This is a genomic window from Variovorax paradoxus (genome assembly GCF_009755665.1).
Classification (GTDB): Bacteria; Pseudomonadota; Gammaproteobacteria; order Burkholderiales; family Burkholderiaceae_C; genus Variovorax; species Variovorax paradoxus_G.
Map to the genome: position 1 here is coordinate 1,575,695 of NZ_CP046622.1, position 18,133 is coordinate 1,593,827.

The 18,133-nt window shown below is 64.7% G+C and carries 17 protein-coding genes; 8 read left to right on the forward strand and 9 right to left on the reverse strand.

Features of this window, described 5'->3' with window-relative positions:
* Nucleotides 1–15 precede the first annotated feature (15 nt).
* From gltA to GOQ09_RS07320, 7 genes are all read right to left on the reverse strand, one after another.
* Nucleotides 16–1,326 carry a citrate synthase gene (gltA, locus tag GOQ09_RS07290; RefSeq protein WP_126745779.1) on the reverse strand — a complete coding sequence of 437 codons (1,311 nt, stop codon included), beginning with the start codon at nt 1,324–1,326 and terminating at the stop codon, nt 16–18.
* Between the two features lie 23 nt (nt 1,327–1,349).
* Nucleotides 1,350–1,688 carry a succinate dehydrogenase assembly factor 2 gene (locus GOQ09_RS07295; protein WP_157612829.1) on the reverse strand — a complete coding sequence of 113 codons (339 nt, stop codon included), beginning with the start codon at nt 1,686–1,688 and terminating at the stop codon, nt 1,350–1,352.
* A gap of 19 nt (nt 1,689–1,707) precedes the next feature.
* Nucleotides 1,708–2,409 carry a succinate dehydrogenase iron-sulfur subunit gene (locus GOQ09_RS07300; RefSeq protein WP_055804283.1) on the reverse strand — a complete coding sequence of 234 codons (702 nt, stop codon included), beginning with the start codon at nt 2,407–2,409 and terminating at the stop codon, nt 1,708–1,710.
* 21 nt (nt 2,410–2,430) lie between these two features.
* Entirely contained in the window at nt 2,431–4,239 is a 1,809-nt protein-coding gene (gene sdhA / locus GOQ09_RS07305; protein ID WP_157612830.1) for a succinate dehydrogenase flavoprotein subunit, read from the reverse strand.
* Nucleotides 4,240–4,246: 7 nt separating this feature from the next.
* Complete coding sequence (gene sdhD, locus GOQ09_RS07310; protein WP_157612831.1) at nt 4,247–4,612, reverse strand: succinate dehydrogenase, hydrophobic membrane anchor protein; 366 nt, start codon at nt 4,610–4,612, stop codon at nt 4,247–4,249.
* Nucleotides 4,613–4,625: 13 nt separating this feature from the next.
* Nucleotides 4,626–5,072 carry a succinate dehydrogenase, cytochrome b556 subunit gene (gene sdhC / locus GOQ09_RS07315; RefSeq protein WP_157612832.1) on the reverse strand — a complete coding sequence of 149 codons (447 nt, stop codon included), beginning with the start codon at nt 5,070–5,072 and terminating at the stop codon, nt 4,626–4,628.
* Between the two features lie 226 nt (nt 5,073–5,298).
* Entirely contained in the window at nt 5,299–6,054 is a 756-nt protein-coding gene (locus GOQ09_RS07320) for a GntR family transcriptional regulator (RefSeq protein ID WP_157612833.1), read from the reverse strand.
* Between the two features lie 184 nt (nt 6,055–6,238).
* Between GOQ09_RS07320 and GOQ09_RS07325 the strand changes: the two genes are divergently transcribed.
* From GOQ09_RS07325 to GOQ09_RS07345, 5 genes are all read left to right on the forward strand, one after another.
* Nucleotides 6,239–7,225 (forward strand): malate dehydrogenase, encoded by a 987-nt coding sequence (locus GOQ09_RS07325; RefSeq protein WP_157612834.1) that lies wholly within the window; start codon nt 6,239–6,241, stop codon nt 7,223–7,225.
* 20 nt (nt 7,226–7,245) lie between these two features.
* Nucleotides 7,246–8,025: a trans-aconitate 2-methyltransferase gene (gene tam, locus GOQ09_RS07330; protein ID WP_157612835.1), complete on the forward strand. Its 780-nt coding sequence runs from the start codon at nt 7,246–7,248 to the stop codon at nt 8,023–8,025.
* On the forward strand, nt 8,022–9,020 hold the full coding sequence (locus tag GOQ09_RS07335) for an HpcH/HpaI aldolase/citrate lyase family protein (protein WP_157612836.1): 999 nt from the start codon (nt 8,022–8,024) through the stop codon (nt 9,018–9,020). The genes tam and GOQ09_RS07335 overlap by 4 nt, the downstream gene beginning before the upstream one ends.
* A 30-nt stretch (nt 9,021–9,050) precedes the next feature.
* Entirely contained in the window at nt 9,051–9,602 is a 552-nt protein-coding gene (locus GOQ09_RS07340; protein ID WP_157612837.1) for a hypothetical protein, read from the forward strand.
* Nucleotides 9,603–9,681: 79 nt separating this feature from the next.
* Nucleotides 9,682–12,273 carry a bifunctional aconitate hydratase 2/2-methylisocitrate dehydratase gene (locus GOQ09_RS07345; protein WP_157612838.1) on the forward strand — a complete coding sequence of 864 codons (2,592 nt, stop codon included), beginning with the start codon at nt 9,682–9,684 and terminating at the stop codon, nt 12,271–12,273.
* Nucleotides 12,274–12,348: 75 nt separating this feature from the next.
* Here GOQ09_RS07345 and GOQ09_RS07350 read toward each other — a convergent pair whose 3' ends face one another.
* Entirely contained in the window at nt 12,349–13,185 is an 837-nt protein-coding gene (locus tag GOQ09_RS07350) for a helix-turn-helix domain-containing protein (protein WP_157612839.1), read from the reverse strand.
* 132 nt (nt 13,186–13,317) lie between these two features.
* On the opposite strand from GOQ09_RS07350, the gene GOQ09_RS07355 reads away from it, so the two are divergent.
* From GOQ09_RS07355 to GOQ09_RS07365, 3 genes are all read left to right on the forward strand, one after another.
* Entirely contained in the window at nt 13,318–13,731 is a 414-nt protein-coding gene (locus GOQ09_RS07355) for a hypothetical protein (RefSeq protein ID WP_157612840.1), read from the forward strand.
* A gap of 162 nt (nt 13,732–13,893) precedes the next feature.
* Complete coding sequence (locus tag GOQ09_RS07360) at nt 13,894–16,761, forward strand: aconitate hydratase (protein ID WP_157612841.1); 2,868 nt, start codon at nt 13,894–13,896, stop codon at nt 16,759–16,761.
* A complete protein-coding gene (locus GOQ09_RS07365) occupies nt 16,758–17,216 on the forward strand; it encodes a metallophosphoesterase family protein (protein WP_157612842.1) in 459 nt (152 codons plus the stop codon). Before GOQ09_RS07360 ends, GOQ09_RS07365 begins: the two co-directional genes overlap by 4 nt.
* Nucleotides 17,217–17,550: 334 nt before the next feature.
* Here GOQ09_RS07365 and GOQ09_RS07370 read toward each other — a convergent pair whose 3' ends face one another.
* Entirely contained in the window at nt 17,551–18,129 is a 579-nt protein-coding gene (locus tag GOQ09_RS07370) for a peptidoglycan-binding domain-containing protein (protein ID WP_242631027.1), read from the reverse strand.
* Nucleotides 18,130–18,133: the final 4 nt, after the last annotated feature.

Here is an 18,133-nt window from a genome sequence, read left to right on the forward strand (position 1 = left end):
AGCGCCGTTGCGCCTTCAGCGCTTGCCGATGGGCTGCACGTCGCGCTTGGGCGAGCCTTCGAACAGCTGGCGCGGGCGGCCGATCTTGTACTCGGGGTCGCCGATCATTTCGTTCAGCTGGGCAATCCAGCCGACCGTGCGGGCCAGCGCGAAGATCGCGGTGAACAGCGGCACCGGAATGCCGATGGCGCGCTGCACGATGCCCGAGTAGAAGTCGACGTTCGGGTAGAGCTTGCGCGAGACGAAGTACTCGTCTTCGAGGGCGATCTTTTCGAGCTCCTTGGCGAGCTTGAAGAGCGGATCGTTTTCCAGGCCCAGCTCGGTCAGCACCTCATTACAGGTTTCCTGCATCAGCTTGGCGCGCGGGTCGTAGTTCTTGTACACGCGGTGGCCAAAGCCCATGAGCTTGACGTTCGAGTTCTTGTCCTTGACCTTCTTGATGAACTCGCCGATCTTCTCGACGCCGCCTTCCTTCTGGATGTCGTAGAGCATGTTCAGCGCCGCTTCGTTGGCGCCGCCGTGGGCAGGGCCCCAGAGGCAGGCCACGCCGGCCGCAATGGCCGCGAAGGGGTTGGTGCCCGACGAGCCGCACAGGCGCACGGTCGAGGTCGATGCGTTCTGCTCGTGGTCTGCGTGCAGGATGAAGATGCGGTCGAGCGCGCGCTCGAGCACCGGGTTCACCTTGTACTCCTCGCACGGCGTGGCAAACATCATGTGCAGGAAGTTGCCCGCGTAGCTCAGATCGTTCTTCGGGTACATGTACGGCTGGCCGATCGTGTACTTGTAGGCCATGGCCACGAGCGTGGGCATCTTCGCGATCAGGCGGATCGCGGCGATCTCGCGGTGCTCGGGATTGTTGATGTCCGTGCTGTCGTGATAGAAGGCCGACAGGGCGCCCACCAGGCCGGTCATGATGGCCATCGGGTGCGCATCGCGGCGGAAGCCGCGCAGGAAGAACTGCATCTGCTCGTTGACCATCGTGTGGTTGGTCACGAGCTTGGTGAAGTTGGTCTTCTTGGCCTGGTCCGGCAGCTCTCCGTAGAGCAGCAGGTGGCAGGTCTCGAGGAAGTCGCAGTTGGTTGCGAGCTGCTCAATGGGGTAGCCGCGGTACAGCAGTTCGCCCTTGTCGCCGTCGATGTACGTGATGGCCGACTGGCATGCGGCCGTCGACATGAAACCCGGGTCATAGGTGAACATGCCGGTCTGTGCATACAGCTTGCGGATGTCGATCACGTCCGGGCCCACGGTGCCCTTGTAGATCGGCAGTTCGACGCTGTCGCCGCCGTTGCTGAACGACAGCGTGGCCTTGGTATCGGAAGCTTTCATTTCGGGTTTCTTTCAGAGAGTATTCAGGAAGGCGAAGAAGAGGAAACGGAGGCGGAAACAGAGGTGGAGGGACGCTGCGCGCCGTCGGTGCGCATCAGCTGGAGCAACTCGACCACCTCGGCCCCGGCCCATGCGGGCTCGGGCTCCTTTCTTCGCAGCAGAAGATCGAGGAGGTCGTTGTCCGACAGGTCCATCAATGTCTCCATCGCTCCCGCCTGGCCGACGGTCATGTGCGACTCGTGCCGCTCGAAGAAGCGCGCGATGAACAGGTCGTTCTCGAGCAGACCGCGCCGGCAGCGCCATTTCAGCTTGCTCAGCGCACGTTCGCTGAGAGGCTGTGCGAGTTCGGCGGCGGTTTGCATGGTTTCTCTCGGCAAAGGATCAGATGGCGCGGCGCACCATCAGTTCCTTGATCTTGCCAATCGCCTTCGTGGGGTTCAGGTTCTTCGGGCACACGTCCACGCAGTTCATGATCGTGTGGCAGCGGAACAGGCGGTACGGGTCCTCGAGGTTGTCCAGGCGCTCGGCGGTGGCTTCGTCGCGGCTGTCGGCGATGAAGCGGTAGGCCTGCAGCAGGCCGGCCGGGCCCACGAACTTGTCGGGGTTCCACCAGAAGCTCGGGCAGCTCGTGGAGCAGCTCGCGCACAGAATGCACTCGTACAGGCCGTTGAGCTCGTCGCGCTCCTCGGGCGACTGCAGGCGCTCCTTCTCGGGCGGCACGTTGTCGTTCTGCAGGTACGGCTTGATCGAGTTGTACTGCTTGAAGAACTGCGTCATGTCCACGATCAGGTCGCGGATCACGGGCAGGCCCGGCAGCGGCTTCAACACGATCGTGCCCTTGAGCGTGAGCATGTTGGTCAGGCAGGCGAGGCCGTTCTTGCCGTTGATGTTCATGGCGTCGGAGCCGCAGACGCCTTCGCGGCACGAGCGGCGGAACGACAGCGTGGGATCCTGCGCCTTGAGCTTCATCAGGGCGTCGAGCAGCATGCGCTCATGGCCGTCGAGTTCGATCTCGATGGTCTGCATGTAGGGCTTGGCGTCCTTGTCCGGGTCGTAGCGGTAGATTTGGAATGTGCGCTTCATCGTATGACCTTGTAAATATTCTTAGAACGTGCGGACCTTGGGTGGTACCGAGGCGACCGTCAGCGGCTGCAGCTTGACGGGCTTGTACGACAGGCGGTTGTCCGCGCTGTACCAGAGCGTGTGCTTCATCCAGTTGGCGTCGTCGCGGCCCAGCGGTGCGACCGGGTCGTCCGCGGGGCGCTCGTAGTCTTCCACCGTGTGGGCGCCGCGGCATTCCTTGCGGGCAGCGGCCGAGACCATGGTGGCCTGCGCCACTTCGATCAGGTTATCGACTTCCAGCGCTTCGATGCGGGCGGTGTTGAACACCTTGGACTTGTCCTTCAGGCCGATCGACCTGACGCGCTCGCGCACGGCGGCGATCTTGACCACGCCTTCGTCCATCGAGGCTTGCTTGCGGAACACGGCGGCATGCTGCTGCATGACCGCGCGGATTTCGCCGGCCACGTCCTGGGCGTACTCGCCGCCGGTTGCGGCTTCGAGTTCGTTCAGGCGCTCCAGGGTGCGGTCGGCCGCATCCTTGGGCAGTTCCTTGTGTTCCTTTTGCTTGTTGTTGAACTCGACGATGTGGTTGCCGGCCGCGCGGCCGAACACCAGCAGGTCGAGCAGCGAGTTGGTGCCCAGGCGGTTGGCGCCGTGCACGCTCACGCAGGAGCATTCGCCCACCGCGTAGAGGCCGTTCACCACGGCGCTGTTGTCTTCACCCTTCTGGATGACGACCTGGCCGTTGATGTTGGTCGGAATGCCGCCCATCTGGTAGTGGATGGTTGGCACCACGGGAATCGGTTCCTTGGTGATGTCGACGTTGGCGAAATTCACGCCGATTTCGTACACCGAGGGCAGGCGCTTGTGGATGGTCTCGGCACCGAGGTGGTCGAGCTTCAGCAGCACGTAGTCCTTGTTGGGTCCGCAGCCGCGGCCTTCCTTGATTTCCTGGTCCATCGAGCGCGAGACGAAGTCGCGCGGTGCCAGGTCCTTCAGGGTGGGCGCATAGCGCTCCATGAAGCGTTCGCCGTTGCTGTTGAGCAGGATGGCGCCTTCGCCGCGGCAGCCTTCGGTCAGCAGCACGCCCGCACCGGCCACGCCGGTCGGGTGGAACTGCCAGAACTCCATGTCCTGCAGCGGAATGCCCGAACGCGCGGCCATGCCCAGGCCGTCGCCGGTGTTGATGAAGGCGTTGGTCGAGGCCTGGAAGATGCGGCCCGCGCCGCCGGTGGCCAGCAGCACGGTCTTGGCCTGCAGGATGTGCAGGTCGCCGGTTTCCATTTCGAGGGCCGTGACGCCGACCACGTCGCCTTCGGCGTCGCGGATCAGGTCGAGCGCCATCCACTCGACGAAGAACTGGGTGCGTGCCTCGACGTTCTTCTGGTAGAGCGTGTGCAGCATGGCGTGGCCGGTACGGTCGGCCGCGGCGCAGGCGCGCTGCACGGGCTTTTCGCCGTAGTTGGCCGTGTGGCCGCCGAACGGGCGCTGGTAGATCGTGCCGTCGGGATTGCGGTCGAACGGCATGCCGAAGTGTTCGAGCTCGTACACGACCTTGGGTGCTTCACGGCACATGAACTCGATCGCGTCCTGGTCGCCGAGCCAGTCGGAGCCCTTGATCGTGTCGTAGAAGTGGTAGTGCCAGTTGTCCTCGCTCATGTTGCCGAGCGACGCGCCCACGCCGCCTTGGGCAGCCACGGTGTGCGAACGGGTGGGAAACACCTTGGAGAGCACCGCCACGTTCAGGCCGGCGCGGGCCAGTTGCAGCGAAGCGCGCATGCCGGAGCCGCCGGCGCCGACGATCACGACGTCGAACTTGCGCTTGGTGATTTGTTCTTTTGTGTAGGTCATGGTGGGGTCAGATCTTCCAAAGCACTTGAATGGCCCAACCCGCACAACCGACAAGCCAGACGATGGTGAAAATTTGCAGGGCAAGGCGGATGCCGACGGGCTGGATGTAGTCCATCCACACGTCGCGCATGCCAACCCATACGTGATAGAGCAGGGAGGCGATCACGGAGAAGGTCAGCACCTTCATCCACTGCGCGGCGAAGATGCCGGCCCAGAGGTCGTAGCCCAGCGGGCCACGCGTGAAGATCAGTTGCGCGAGCAGGATGATCGTGAAGAGCGCCATCAGGCCGCCCGTGATGCGCTGGCTGAGCCAGTCGCGCAAACCGTAATGTGCGCCGACGACGATGCGCTTGGAGCCGTAATTCACAGACATGGTTGGCTCCTTCTCAGTACAGGCCGAACAGCTTGGCGCCAAGCGCCAGCGTGAGCACGATGCTCAGGAACAGCGTGACGACGGCCGAGGTGTGGCCGAATTCCTTGGTGACCGCAGCGTGGCTCACGTCCATCCAGAGGTGGCGCAGGCCGGCGATGAAGTGGTGCAGGTAGGCCCAGATCAGCGCGAGCGCGACCAGCTTGAAGAACCAGCCCGGAACGAAACCAAGGCCGCTGTTGAAGGCGGCCTTGAATCTGGCGAACGAATAGTCGGATGAAAGCGAGGCGTCGAACATCCAGATGATGAACGGCATCAGCAGGAACATCAGCACACCGCTCACGCGGTGCAGGATCGACACGATGCCGGCCGGCGGCAGCCGGTAGGTCGTGAGATCGGTGAAGGCATTGATGTTCCGGAATTCGCGGCGCGGCGGCCGGGGAGGGGTTGCAAGCTCTGTCATTGGGGGAGGCTTTCGTGGCTTGGTGGCTTGTTCTGGTTGGTAGCGAACGCTTTTGTTTCTTCTGCGGAATGCAAACAACGCAAAATTCTATTGCAATGCACCATTGCATGGCGGAGGTGCCCGCGTCGGCGCAGTGCCGCAGTCGGATGCTATTGACTTCGGAGCATGCCGCGCACGGGGCGCGGGTGCTGCGATGCGGTTCGATCTTGGTTTCATCTGCGCGATCTCAGCCGAGCTGGTTCCGGTAATGGTGCGTGTCGGTGCGATACAGGCCGCGGCGCAATTCCATCGGCGTGTCGTGGTACGTATGCGCCAGGCGCTCCACGCTGAGCAAGGGCACTTGCAGCGACACATCGAGGAGCGCCGCCTGCTCGTCATCGGGCAGCACCGCGCGGATTTTTTCTTCGGCGCGCACCATCCGCACGCCGAATTCGGTTTCGAACATCGCGTACATCGGGCCGGGCCAGGCCCGCAGCCGCTCGGCCGTGAGGCCTTTAAACGGCGCGCCGGGGAGCCACAGGTCTTCAAGAATGGTCGGCACGCCGCCGTAGGCGAGCACGCGCCGCACCTGCAGCACTGCATCGCCGGTGCGCAGCGCCAACGCGCGCGCCACGTCGGCCGAGGCGCGCTGGCGGCGGCAATCGATGATGGTGCGCTCGGCCGGGCCTTCGGTGCTTGGCGTGCCGACATCGGGGACGAGCTTCAGAAAGCGGTACTGCACGTGCTGCTCGGCATGCGTGGCGACGAAGGTGCCCTTGCCCTGGCGCCGGACCACGAGGTTTTCAGCCGCCAGCTCGTCGATGGCCTTGCGCACCGTGCCCTGGCTCACGCGATACCGCGCGGCAAGGTCCATCTCGCTCGGAATTGGTTCGCCCGGCTTCCACTCGCCGGCCTGCAGGCTCTGCAGGATCAATGTCTTGATCTGCTGGTAGAGCGGACTGAAGGAAGGCGTCGCGGAGTCTTCGAGGACGGTGGCATTCATGGCAGCGGTGGGGTGCGCCGTGGCGGAACCTCCGAGCATATCTTATATAAGACATAAGACGGACCGCATCGATTCGGCTTAAAATGCGGGCCGGCCTGCGCCGCGGGAAGGATTTCCGCCCTGCAGGACACCGGCGCCAAGCGCGCCCGCCGATACCGTTTTCACCATCTTCTGGAGTCTTCCCATGAGCAAAAAACCCGTCCGCGTTGCCGTCACCGGTGCCGCCGGTCAAATCGGTTACGCCCTGTTGTTCCGTATCGCGTCGGGCGAAATGCTCGGCAAAGACCAGCCGGTCATCCTGCAATTGCTCGAAATCCCCGACGAGAAGGCCCAGAAGGCGCTCAAGGGCGTGATGATGGAGCTCGACGACTGCGCCTTCCCGCTGCTGGCCGGCATGGAAGCCCACGGCGACCCGATGACCGCATTCAAGGACGCCGACTACGCCCTCCTGGTCGGCTCGCGTCCGCGCGGCCCGGGCATGGAGCGTGCCGAGCTGCTGGCGGTCAATGGCGCCATCTTCACGGCACAGGGCAAGGCGCTGAACGCCGTCGCCAGCCGCAGCGTGAAGGTGCTGGTGGTCGGCAACCCCGCCAACACCAACGCCTACATCGCGATGAAGAGCGCCCCTGACCTGCCGCGCAAGAACTTCACCGCCATGCTGCGCCTGGACCACAACCGTGCCGCCAGCCAGATCGCTGCCAAGACGGGCAAGCCCGTGGCCGACATCGAAAAGCTCGTCGTGTGGGGCAATCACTCGCCCACGATGTACGCCGACTACCGCTTTGCCACCATCAACGGCGAAAGCGTTGCCAAGATGATCAACGACCAGGAATGGAACGCCAACACCTTCCTGCCGACCGTCGGCAAGCGCGGCGCCGCCATCATCGAGGCACGCGGCTTGTCGTCGGCTGCTTCGGCCGCCAACGCCGCCATCGACCACATGCGCGACTGGGCCCTGGGCACCAACGGCAAGTGGGTCACCATGGGCATTCCGTCGGACGGCCAATACGGCATTCCGAAGGACACGATGTTCGGCTTCCCGGTCACCTGCGAAAACGGCGAATACAAGCTGGTCGAAGGCCTGGATATCGACGCATTCAGCCAGGAACGCATCAACAAGACCCTGGAAGAGCTGCAGGGCGAGCAGGCGGGCGTCGCTCACCTCCTGTAATTGCAAATCGCAGCATCGGCATGCTCGACTGGAACCCCGCGCTCTACCGTCGCTACGAGGACGAGCGCACCCGGCCCGCACAGGAGCTCCTGGCGCGGGTGCCGCTGCCCGAGGCGGCCCATGTGGTCGACCTCGGCTGCGGACCGGGCAATTCCACGGAGCTGCTGTTTCACCGGTTCCCGAAGGCGCGCGTCGTCGGGACCGACAACTCCGAAGCCATGCTGGCCAGTGCGCGCGAGCGCCTGCCGCAGGCGAGCTTCGAGTTGAGCGACATCGCGACCTGGGCGCCGCAAGATCAAGCGCCCGACCTCATTTACGCCAACGCAGCCCTGCAGTGGGTGCCGGATCACGAAACGCTGATCCCGCGCCTCTTTGCTGCGCTGGCGCCGGGCGGCGTGCTCGCCGTCCAGATGCCCGACAACCGCCAGGAGCCCACGCACCGCCTGATGCGCGCAGTGGCCTCCGAGGCGCCGTGGGCCGAGCCCATCGGCGACGCCGACCGCATGCGCACGCTGCTGCTGCCGCTCGGCGGCTACTACGACCTGCTGGCGCCCGAAGCGGCCAAGGTCGATGTGTGGCACACCATTTATCAGCATCCCATGGCCGATGCCGCAGCCATTGTCGAATGGGTGCGCGGCACCGGGCTGAAGCCTTTCGTCGACCGATTGCCGGACGAGCTTCGCGCAAGCTACCTGGCCGAATACGAGCGCCGTATCGACCAGGCCTATCCCGCCCGTACCGACGGCAAGCGGCTGCTTGCCTTTCCGCGCATGTTCATCGTGGCGCAGAAAAAGGCATGACGAACCCGGTCCATCCCGCTGAAGTGCTGCTCGGCGCCCAGGCCGGCGCCGTGACGCTGCCCGTGTGCGACCACTACAGCGGGGTCGAAGCGCGCATGAAGAAGAGCCTCGCGCTCCAGGCCGAGATGGCCGAGGAGTTCGGCGCCTGCGTGTTCGATGTCACCCTCGACTGCGAGGACGGCGCCCCCGTCGGCGGCGAGGCCGAGCACGCCGCGCTCGTCACCGAACTGGCGCTTGCCGCAAAGCCGGGCATGCGTGTCGGCGTGCGCGTTCATCCGGTCGATCACCCGGCCTTCGCCGGTGACGTGGTCACCATTGCCGGGCGTGCCGGCCACCGGCTCAGCCACCTGATGGTGCCCAAGGTCGAATCCGTGGCCGACGTGGCGCAGGCCGTGGCGGCACTCGAGGCGGCCGACGCCGATGCACTGCCGCTGCACGTGCTCATCGAATCGCCGCTCGCCGTGCACAACGCATTCGAAATCGCGGCGCATCCGCGCGTGCAATCGCTGAGCTTCGGCCTGATGGATTTCGTTTCCGCGCATGCGGGCGCCATTCCGGCTGACGGCATGGGGGCCGCCGGCCAGTTCACGCATCCGCTTGTGGTGCGCGCCAAGCTGGCCATCGCGTCCGCGGCGCACGCCTATGGCAAGGTGCCTTCGCACTGCGTGGTCACCGAGTTCAACGACACCGACGCCATGCGCACTGCGGCCCGCAAGGCTGCCTCCGAATTCGGCTACACGCGCATGTGGAGCATCCACCCGAACCAGATCCGGCCGATCCTCGAGGCGTTTGCGCCGGACGAGGCCCAGATTCAGATTGCCGTAGAAATCATTACAAATGCCGCACTCGCGGATTGGGCGCCGACACAAATTGATGGCACATTGCACGACCGCGCGAGCTATCGCCATTTTTGGCAAGTGCTGACGCGTGCCCACGCAACAGGGCGCGCGTTGCCTCCAGAGGCAAAAGCCTGGTTTGCACTCGCGGCCTCCTGAAACTTACGAATCCAGCTCAAGGAAACACCCATGAAGAAAATTGCTCTGATCGCAGCCCTGGCCCTGGCGCTCCCGTTTGCCGCCACGGCGCAAACCACCCCTGCCAAGCCGGCCGCCAAGGCTGAAGCCAAGAAGACACCCCCCAAGAAGCAGGTCACCCGCAAGGCCGCCAAGGCCGTCGAAGAAGTGACGCCCATCGCCGATGAAACCAGCATCGTGCTGACCGACGCCGACCTCGAAGTCGCCAAGCGCGTGTCGCTCGGCAAGGCCCAGTGCGAACTCGGCGCCGACGTGACCGTGGCCGCCGACGAGAAGAAGCCCGGCTTCTTCAACGTGTCGACCAAGGGCCTGAAGTACCGCATGCACCCGGTCGAAAGCCGCACCGGCGCCATCCGCCTCGAAGACCCCCGCGCAGGCGCCATGTGGCTGCAGCTGGGCAACAAGTCGATGCTGATGAACCAGAAGGCCGGCCTGCGCATTGCCGACGAATGCCAGACGGCCGAGCAGGTCGCATTTGCCGAAGAAATGAAGAAGAACCCGCCCAAGAGCCTGTTCGAAGGCGCCGACGCGGCCAAGAAGTAGTCGTACCAAACACGGGGTGCGGCGCGGCTCTTGCTTGCCGCACTGCACGCCCGCCAGCCCAGTTTCCGGAGAAAAGAAGATGTTGCAAGCCTACGTTGACCATGTTGCCGAACGCGCCGCGCTCGGTATTCCGCCGCTGCCATTGAGCGCGAAGCAAACCGCCGAAGCCATCGAGCTCCTCAAGAGCGCGAATGCCAAGGACGGTGCCTTCCTGCTCGATCTGCTCACCTATCGCGTACCCGCCGGCGTCGACGACGCGGCCAAGGTCAAGGCGAGCTACCTGGCGGCCGTGGCCCACGGTACCGAAAAGAACGCGTTCATCACGCGCGCCCGCGCCACCGAATTGCTCGGCACCATGCTCGGCGGCTACAACATCAGCCCGATGATCGACCTGCTCGACGACGCCGAAGTGGGCGCCGTGGCCGCAGAGGGCCTGAAGAAGACCCTGTTGATGTTCGACCAGTTCCACGACGTCAAGGAAAAGGCCGACAAGGGCAACGCCAACGCCAAGGGCGTGCTGCAAAGCTGGGCCGATGCCGAATGGTTCACCAGCCGCCCCGAAGTGCCGCAAAGCCTGACCATCACGGTCTTCAAGGTGCCCGGCGAAACCAATACCGACGACCTGTCGCCCGCGCCTGACGCCACCACGCGCCCGGACATCCCGATGCACGCGCTGGCCATGCTCAAGAACAAGCGCGAAGGCACCGCTTTCGAGCCTGAGGAAGACGGCAAGCGCGGCCCGGTCAAGTTCATCGAATCGCTGAAGCAGAAGGGTCACCAGGTCGCCTACGTGGGCGACGTGGTCGGCACGGGCTCCAGCCGCAAGTCGGCCACCAACTCGGTGCTCTGGTTCACGGGCGACGACATTCCGTTCATTCCCAACAAGCGCTTCGGCGGCGTGTGCCTGGGCACCAAGATCGCCCCGATCTTCTACAACACCATGGAAGACGCGGGCGCGCTGCCCATCGAACTCGACGTGAGCCAGATGGACACCGGCGACGTGGTCGAACTGCGCCCCTACGAAGGCAAGGCACTGAAGGACGGCAAGGTCATTGCCGAATTCAAGGTCAAGAGCGACGTGCTGTTCGACGAAGTGCGCGCCGGCGGCCGCATTCCGCTGATCATCGGCCGCGGCCTCACGTCCAAGGCGCGCGAGGCGCTGGGCCTGCCGGCTTCCACGTTGTTCCGCCTGCCGCAAAGCCCGGTCGACACCAAGAAGGGCTTCTCGCTCGCACAGAAGATGGTCGGCCGCGCCTGCGGTCTGCCCGAAGGCCAGGGCGTTCGCCCGGGCACGTACTGCGAACCCAAGATGACCTCGGTCGGCTCGCAGGACACCACCGGCCCGATGACGCGCGACGAGCTGAAAGACCTGGCATGCCTGGGCTTCTCGGCCGACCTCGTGATGCAGTCGTTCTGCCACACCGCGGCCTACCCCAAGAAGGTGGACGTGAAGATGCACCACGAACTGCCCGACTTCATCAGCACGCGCGGCGGCGTGTCGCTGCGCCCGGGCGACGGCGTGATCCACAGCTGGCTCAACCGCCTGCTCACGCCCGATACCGTGGGCACGGGCGGCGACAGCCACACCCGCTTCCCCATCGGCATCAGCTTCCCGGCCGGCTCCGGCCTCGTGGCCTTCGCGGCCGCCACCGGCGTGATGCCGCTGGACATGCCTGAGTCGGTGCTCGTGCGCTTCAAGGGCAAGATGCAGCCCGGCGTCACGCTGCGCGACCTGGTCAACGCCATTCCGCTGTACGCCATCAAGAGCGGCCTGCTCACGGTCGAGAAAAAGGGCAAGAAGAACATCTTCTCGGGCCGCATTCTCGAAATCGAAGGCCTGCCTGACCTGAAGGTGGAGCAAGCCTTCGAGCTGAGCGACGCCTCGGCCGAACGCTCGGCTGCCGGCTGCACGGTGCACCTGAACAAGGAACCGATCATCGAGTACATCAACAGCAACATCACACTGATGAAATGGATGATTGCCGAAGGCTATGCCGACGCCCGCACGCTGGCACGCCGCATCGCCGCGCAGGAAGCCTGGCTCAAGGACCCGCAGCTGCTCAAGGGCGACGACGATGCCGACTACGCGGCCGTCATCGAGATCGACCTGGCCGACATCCATGAGCCGATCGTGGCTTGCCCGAACGACCCGGACGACGTGAAGACGCTGTCGGACGTGGCCGGCGCGCAGATCGACGAAGTGTTCATCGGTTCGTGCATGACCAACATCGGCCACTTCCGCGCCGCGTCGAAGCTGCTCGAAGGCAAGCGCGACATTCCGGTGAAGCTGTGGATTGCGCCGCCCACCAAGATGGACGCACACCAGCTCACCGAAGAAGGCCACTACGGCGTGTTCGGCAATGCCGGTGCGCGCACCGAAATGCCGGGTTGCTCGCTGTGCATGGGCAACCAGGCACAGGTGCGCGAGGGCGCCACGGTCATGTCGACCAGCACCCGCAACTTCCCGAACCGCCTGGGCAAGAACACCAACGTGTACCTTGGGTCGGCCGAGTTGGCCGCCATTTGCTCGCGCCTGGGCCGCATTCCGACGCGCGATGAGTACATGGCCGCAACGGGCGTGCTCGACGCATCGAGCGCCCAGATCTACCAGTACCTGAACTTCGACAAGCTCGACGAATACAAGTCCGAAGCGACCGCTGTCGTGGCCTGATCCACGCGCAGCTTCGCAATCTGAAGAGCCCCGCTTGCGCGGGGCTTTTTTACGTGCGGCGCAAACTCGCTTTTTTCATCCGGCCGCCAGCGCGGCCAGTGCTGCGGCGGTCTGTGCATCGGCCGGAAAGAACGATTCCACCGCCAGTTCCTGCAGCGTGACGTCCACCGGCGTGCCGAAGATGGTCGTGGTGCTGATGAAGCTCAGCACGCCGTTGGGCGTGACCAGCTGAAAGGGCACCACGACGCCCGACAGCTCCGAATTCGCGGCCGGTGCGTCGTGGCTCACGCTGGGCGTGGGGTAGGCCTCGAGCTCGTCATGCAGCGCCTGCAGCACCGCATCGCCCGTCGCGGCAATCTGCTGCTGCAGCCGTTCGAGCAGGTGGGCACGCCATTGCGCCAGATTGGCGATGCGCGAGGCCAGCCCGTCGGGGTGCAGGCTCAGGCGCAGCACGTTGATCGGGGCTTGAACCAGTTCCGGCGCCGCGCCGGCCATGAGCATCGGCACCAGCGCGTTGTGCGCCACCAGGTTCCAGTGGCGGTCGACTGCCAGCGCGGGAAACGGCTCGTGGCCTTTCAGCACCAGGTCCACGGCGCGCCGCGCCGAGGCCAGGGCAGGGTCGTCGAGCGAGCGCTGCCGGTACATCGGCGCGAAGCCCGCGGCCACCAGCAGGGCGTTGCGCTCGCGTAGCGGCACTTCCAATCGTTCGGCCAGGCGCAGCACCATCTCGCGGCTGGGTGCGGCGCGGCCGGTTTCCACATAGCTCAGGTGGCGGGTCGAAACCTCGGCCTCTTGCGCGAGGTCGAGTTGGCTCAGTCGGCGATGCGTGCGCCAGTGCCGAAGATGCGCGCCGAACGGGTCGCGCGCGCCGGGTTGGCCGGCCTTGGACGAATGAGTGCGGGGAGTGTTCATGGCCCGCATTCTGGCGCGAGGGCGTCGGCGCGCCATGACCTCAGAGGTTATCGACGCTGTGCCCGCCTTTCGAAATCATTGGGTCCAACGCGGCAGGACAGGCCTGCGGCGTACCAACCGAAGGAGATTCTCATGTCCGTCTTTGCATCCCCCCGTTTCCTCCCCAATGTCATGTGGGCCGATGCCGCTTCCTGCGCCGCGACCGGCGCATTGCAGGTGGCTTTCACCGACGCGCTGGCAGGGCTGACCGGCCTGCCGGCCCCGCTGCTCATGGGCACCGGCGTATTCCTGCTGGCATATGCCGCAGCCGCGGCCTTCATGGCCACTCGTCGCACACCGCCCCGCACACTCATTGGGCTGGTAGTGGCTGGCAATTTCGGCTGGGCCGTGGCCTGCGTGGCCCTGCTGATGAGCGGCCTGTTCGCGGTTACCGCATTGGGCATGGCTTGGGTGCTGGCGCAGGCCCTGTGCGTGGTGGTGCTGGCCGAGCTGCAGTGGACCGGCCTGCGCCGGACGCGCGGCAGCGCGAACATGGCCCTGGCCTGAGCGAAGCGGATGCCGGCGACGCCCATTTACCCGGCATTCGCGGCCATGAGGAACGTGGCGCCGCGGGGGCATTGCAGAGAAGACCGACTACAACAACTGACATCGATCCCTGCTATCTTTGAGGTGCATCCACGAACAGATCGAACCAACAGGAGTTCCTCAATGGCCAAAGCACCGGCGCACGCCTTTGCGTCCACCCTCAAGACCTTCAAGACCCCGTCCGGCGCTTCCGGCAAATACTGGTCCCTGAAGGAGCTGGCCAAGCAGTATCCCTCGGTGAACCGGCTGCCGGTGTCGATCCGCATCGTGCTCGAGTCGGTGCTGCGCAACTGCGACGGGCAGAAGGTGTCGCCCAAGCATGTCGAAGAACTGGCGCACTGGGCGCCCAACGCAGACCGCGTCGATGAAATTCCGTTCGTGGTCACCCGCGTGGTGCTGCAAGACTTCACCGGCGTGCCTCTGCTGGCCGACCTGGCCGCCATGCGCAGCGTGGCCGCCAAGCTGGGTAAATCACCCAAGACCATCGAGCCGCTGGTGCCGGTCGACCTGGTGGTCGACCACTCGGTGATGGTCGACTACTACGGCACGCCCAAGGCGCTCGATCTCAACATGAAGCTGGAGTTCCAGCGCAATAACGAGCGCTACCAGTTCATGAAGTGGGGCATGCAGGCCTTCGACACCTTCCGTGTGGTGCCGCCCGGCTTCGGCATCGTGCACCAGGTCAATCTTGAATACTTTGCGCGCGGCGTCTACAAGAGCTCGAGCGACAACGCCGAGGTGCCGGTGTACTACCCCGACTCGCTGGTCGGCACCGACAGCCACACCACCATGATCAACGGCGTTGGCGTGGTCGGCTGGGGCGTGGGCGGCATCGAGGCCGAAGCCGCCATGCTGGGCCAGCCGGTATACATGCTCACGCCCGACGTGGTGGGCTTCGAGCTCACGGGCAAGCTGCGCGAAGGCGTGACGGCCACGGACCTGGTGCTGTATGTCACCTCCATCCTGCGGGCCGAGAAGGTGGTGGGCAAGTTCGTCGAATTCTTCGGGCCCGGCGCGGCTTCGATCGGCGTGCCCGACCGCGCCACCATCGGCAACATGGCGCCCGAATACGGCGCCACCATGGGTTTCTTTCCGGTCGATGAGGCAACGGTCGCTTACTTCGAAGGCACGGGCCGCACCAAGGAAGAGGTCGAGCGCTTCGAGGCCTACTACAAGGCGCAGGGCCTCTTCGGCATGCCGGCGCCCGGTGACATCGACTACACCAAGATCGTCAAGCTCGACCTGGGCACCGTGTCGCCGAGCCTTGCGGGTCCGAAGCGGCCGCAAGACCGCATCGACCTGGGCCATCTGTCCACCAAGTTCTCCGAGCTCTTCAGCAAGCCCAACGACGCCAACGGATTCAACCAGCCGGCCGAGCGGCTCAAGCTGCGCTATCCGCTGACCACGAGCGGCCAGAGCGACGACAACGAAGCCGCGCCGCCGCCCCCCGGCGCGCCGCGCGAACTGGTCGAAATGGTGGCCAACCGGTCGACCAAGGCCGCCGCCCATGTGAACGCCACGGCGCCCGCCGCGCCCAAGGGTGGGGTGACCATCGGCAACGGCGACGTGCTGATCGCGGCCATTACCTCGTGCACCAACACTTCCAACCCGAGCGTGATGCTCGCGGCCGGCCTGTTGGCCAAGAAGGCGGTAGAGGCGGGCCTCACGGTCAAGTCGCACGTCAAGACTTCGCTCGCGCCCGGCTCCCGCATCGTCACCGAATATCTCGAGAAAGCGGGCCTGCTGCCGTATCTCGAAAAGCTCGGTTTCTACCTGGCTGGCTACGGTTGCACCACCTGCATCGGCAATGCGGGCGACCTCACGCCCGAGATCAACGACGCCATCATCAAGAACGACCTGGTCGGCGCGGCCGTGCTTTCGGGCAACCGCAACTTCGAGGCGCGCATCCATCCGAACCTGAAGGCCAACTTCCTGGCCTCGCCGCCGCTGGTGGTGGCTTTTGCGATTGCCGGCAACGTGATGGTCGATCTGATGACCGAGCCCGTGGGCAAGGGCAAGAACGGCAAGGATGTGTACCTGGGCGACATCTGGCCCACGCCGAAGGAAATCGACGAGAACCTGCGCTACGCGATGAACGCCAAGTCGTTCCGCGCCAACTACGACAAGGTCAAGACCGACCCGGGCAAGTTCTGGAGCAGCATCCAGGGCACTACAGGCCAGGTCTACGACTGGCCCACCTCGACCTACATTGCCGAGCCGCCGTTCTTCGCGGACTTCAAGATGAAGCCGCATGCATCGGACGCGGGCTTCAAGGGCGCGCGCATCATGGCGCTCTTCGGCGACTCGATCACCACCGACCACATCTCGCCGGCCGGGTCCATCAAGGAAAGCTCGCCTGCGGGCATCTGGCTCAAGGCGAACGGTGTGGCCAAGGCCGACTTCAACAGCTACGGCTCGCGCCGCGGCAACCACGACGTGATGATGCGCGGCACCTTTGCCAACGTGCGCATCAAGAACCTGATGATTCCACCGGACATCAACGGCACGCAGGAAGAGGGCGGCGTCACGCTGTTCCAACCTGGCAACCAGAAGATGTTCATCTACGACGCCGCCATGAAGTACATGGAGCAGGGCATTCCGACGGTCGTCTTCGGCGGCGAGGAGTACGGCACCGGCTCATCGCGCGACTGGGCCGCCAAGGGCACTCAGCTCCTGGGCATCAAGGCCGTGGTGGCGCGCAGCTTCGAGCGCATTCACCGCGCCAACCTGGTCGGCATGGGCGTGCTGCCGCTGCAGTTCCGCGGCGCGGATTCATGGCAGACGCTGGGCCTGACAGGCGACGAAAAAATCGACGTGGTCATCGGCGGCGAACTCAAGCCGCAGATGGACGTGAAGCTGGTCGTGCATCGTGCCGACGGCTCGCACCAGGAAGTGACGGTGCGCCTTCGCATCGACACGCCGATCGAGGTGGACTACTACAAGCACGGCGGCATCCTGCCGTTTGTGCTGCGGCAGTTGCTCGCGGCTTGATTCGCGTCGGCCTCATCTCGGACACGCACGGCCTGCTGCGTCCACAGGCCGTGGCCGTACTGCAAGGCAGCGACTTCATCGTGCACGGTGGAGATATTGGCGATGCGGCCATCCTGGACGCACTCCGGGCCATAGCGCCGCTCACGGTAGTGCGCGGCAACAACGACCGCGAGGCGTGGGCTGCCGGCATTCCGGAGACGGATTTTCTCGACGCTGCCGGAGTGCTCGTCTACGCCATTCACGACCTGTCGCGCATCGATATCGACCCTGCGGCAGCGGGCGTTCGCGTGGTGGTTTCCGGCCACTCCCACATACCGAAAGTCGAAGAGCGCGGCGGCGTGCTCTACGTCAACCCGGGCAGCGCCGGGCCGCGCCGGTTCAAATTGCCGATCGCGGTCGCCGAGCTGATCGTCGTGGATGATGCAGTCACGGCGCGCATCGTCGAACTGGCCTGAGCAGCAGCGAGAAAAGAGCAACAACTGCATACCCAAAGAGCCAAGTCACGTTTCTGCGATTCGAGAAACGATGGCATCTGGTTTTTGCTCATTTGGCGCGGTGTTTCCGACGCATCTTCTTACCGTGCATACCAACAAATTCGATGCCGCGCAGGGTTCCGTTCGCGCTGCGCCGCCCCTAAGCCGCGCTCATTCGCATGGCGCCGGAGGTGCACGCCATGTTGAGCCGCCATCAGGCAGCCAGGGCTCGCGGCCATCGCGCGGCCAGGGCGAATTGCGTGTAGTTGCTACGCGGGATTTGTTCGGTGAATGTCTCAGCGAACCTCAGCGAACCTCAGCGAGCCATCGCAGGCGCCGCATGCTGCGCGGCCTGCTGGTTGCTTTGCTGAGGAGCTTGCTGCTGCTGGATCTGCTGCACGTAGGCGAACGCCTGCGAGCTTTGGGTAACCGGCGTGTGCATCGATTCCACGGTCGGCACATCGACAAACTTGGAAAGCACCGCGCCCGGCTTGCCTTGGATTGCGAAGATCGTGCTGTTGTCGTTGCCGCCCAGCGTCATGTGGTCGATGCGGGTCAGGCCGCCGCGCAATGCAGCGACTGCGATGGCGGCTGCGGCGTTGTCGGTTAACTGATCGGGCTTGCGGCCGAACTCGGCATCGATTTTTTCGAGGCCGGATTTCGCCTGCTTGTACAGCGCATTGCCGGCATGGTGGGCATCGGTGATTTGTCCCTGCTGAGACGGAGCCACACGCTCCTTGAGCTTGGCATCGATGGCCTGCAACGTGCCCGGCCCTGCCACCCCATCGGGCTTGAGATGGTTGTCGTGCTGAAACGCTTTGACGAAGTCGCGCGTGCCCGGACCAAAACTGCCATCGGCCTTGATTGCCTTGCCATCGGCGCTGGCATAGCCCAACTGG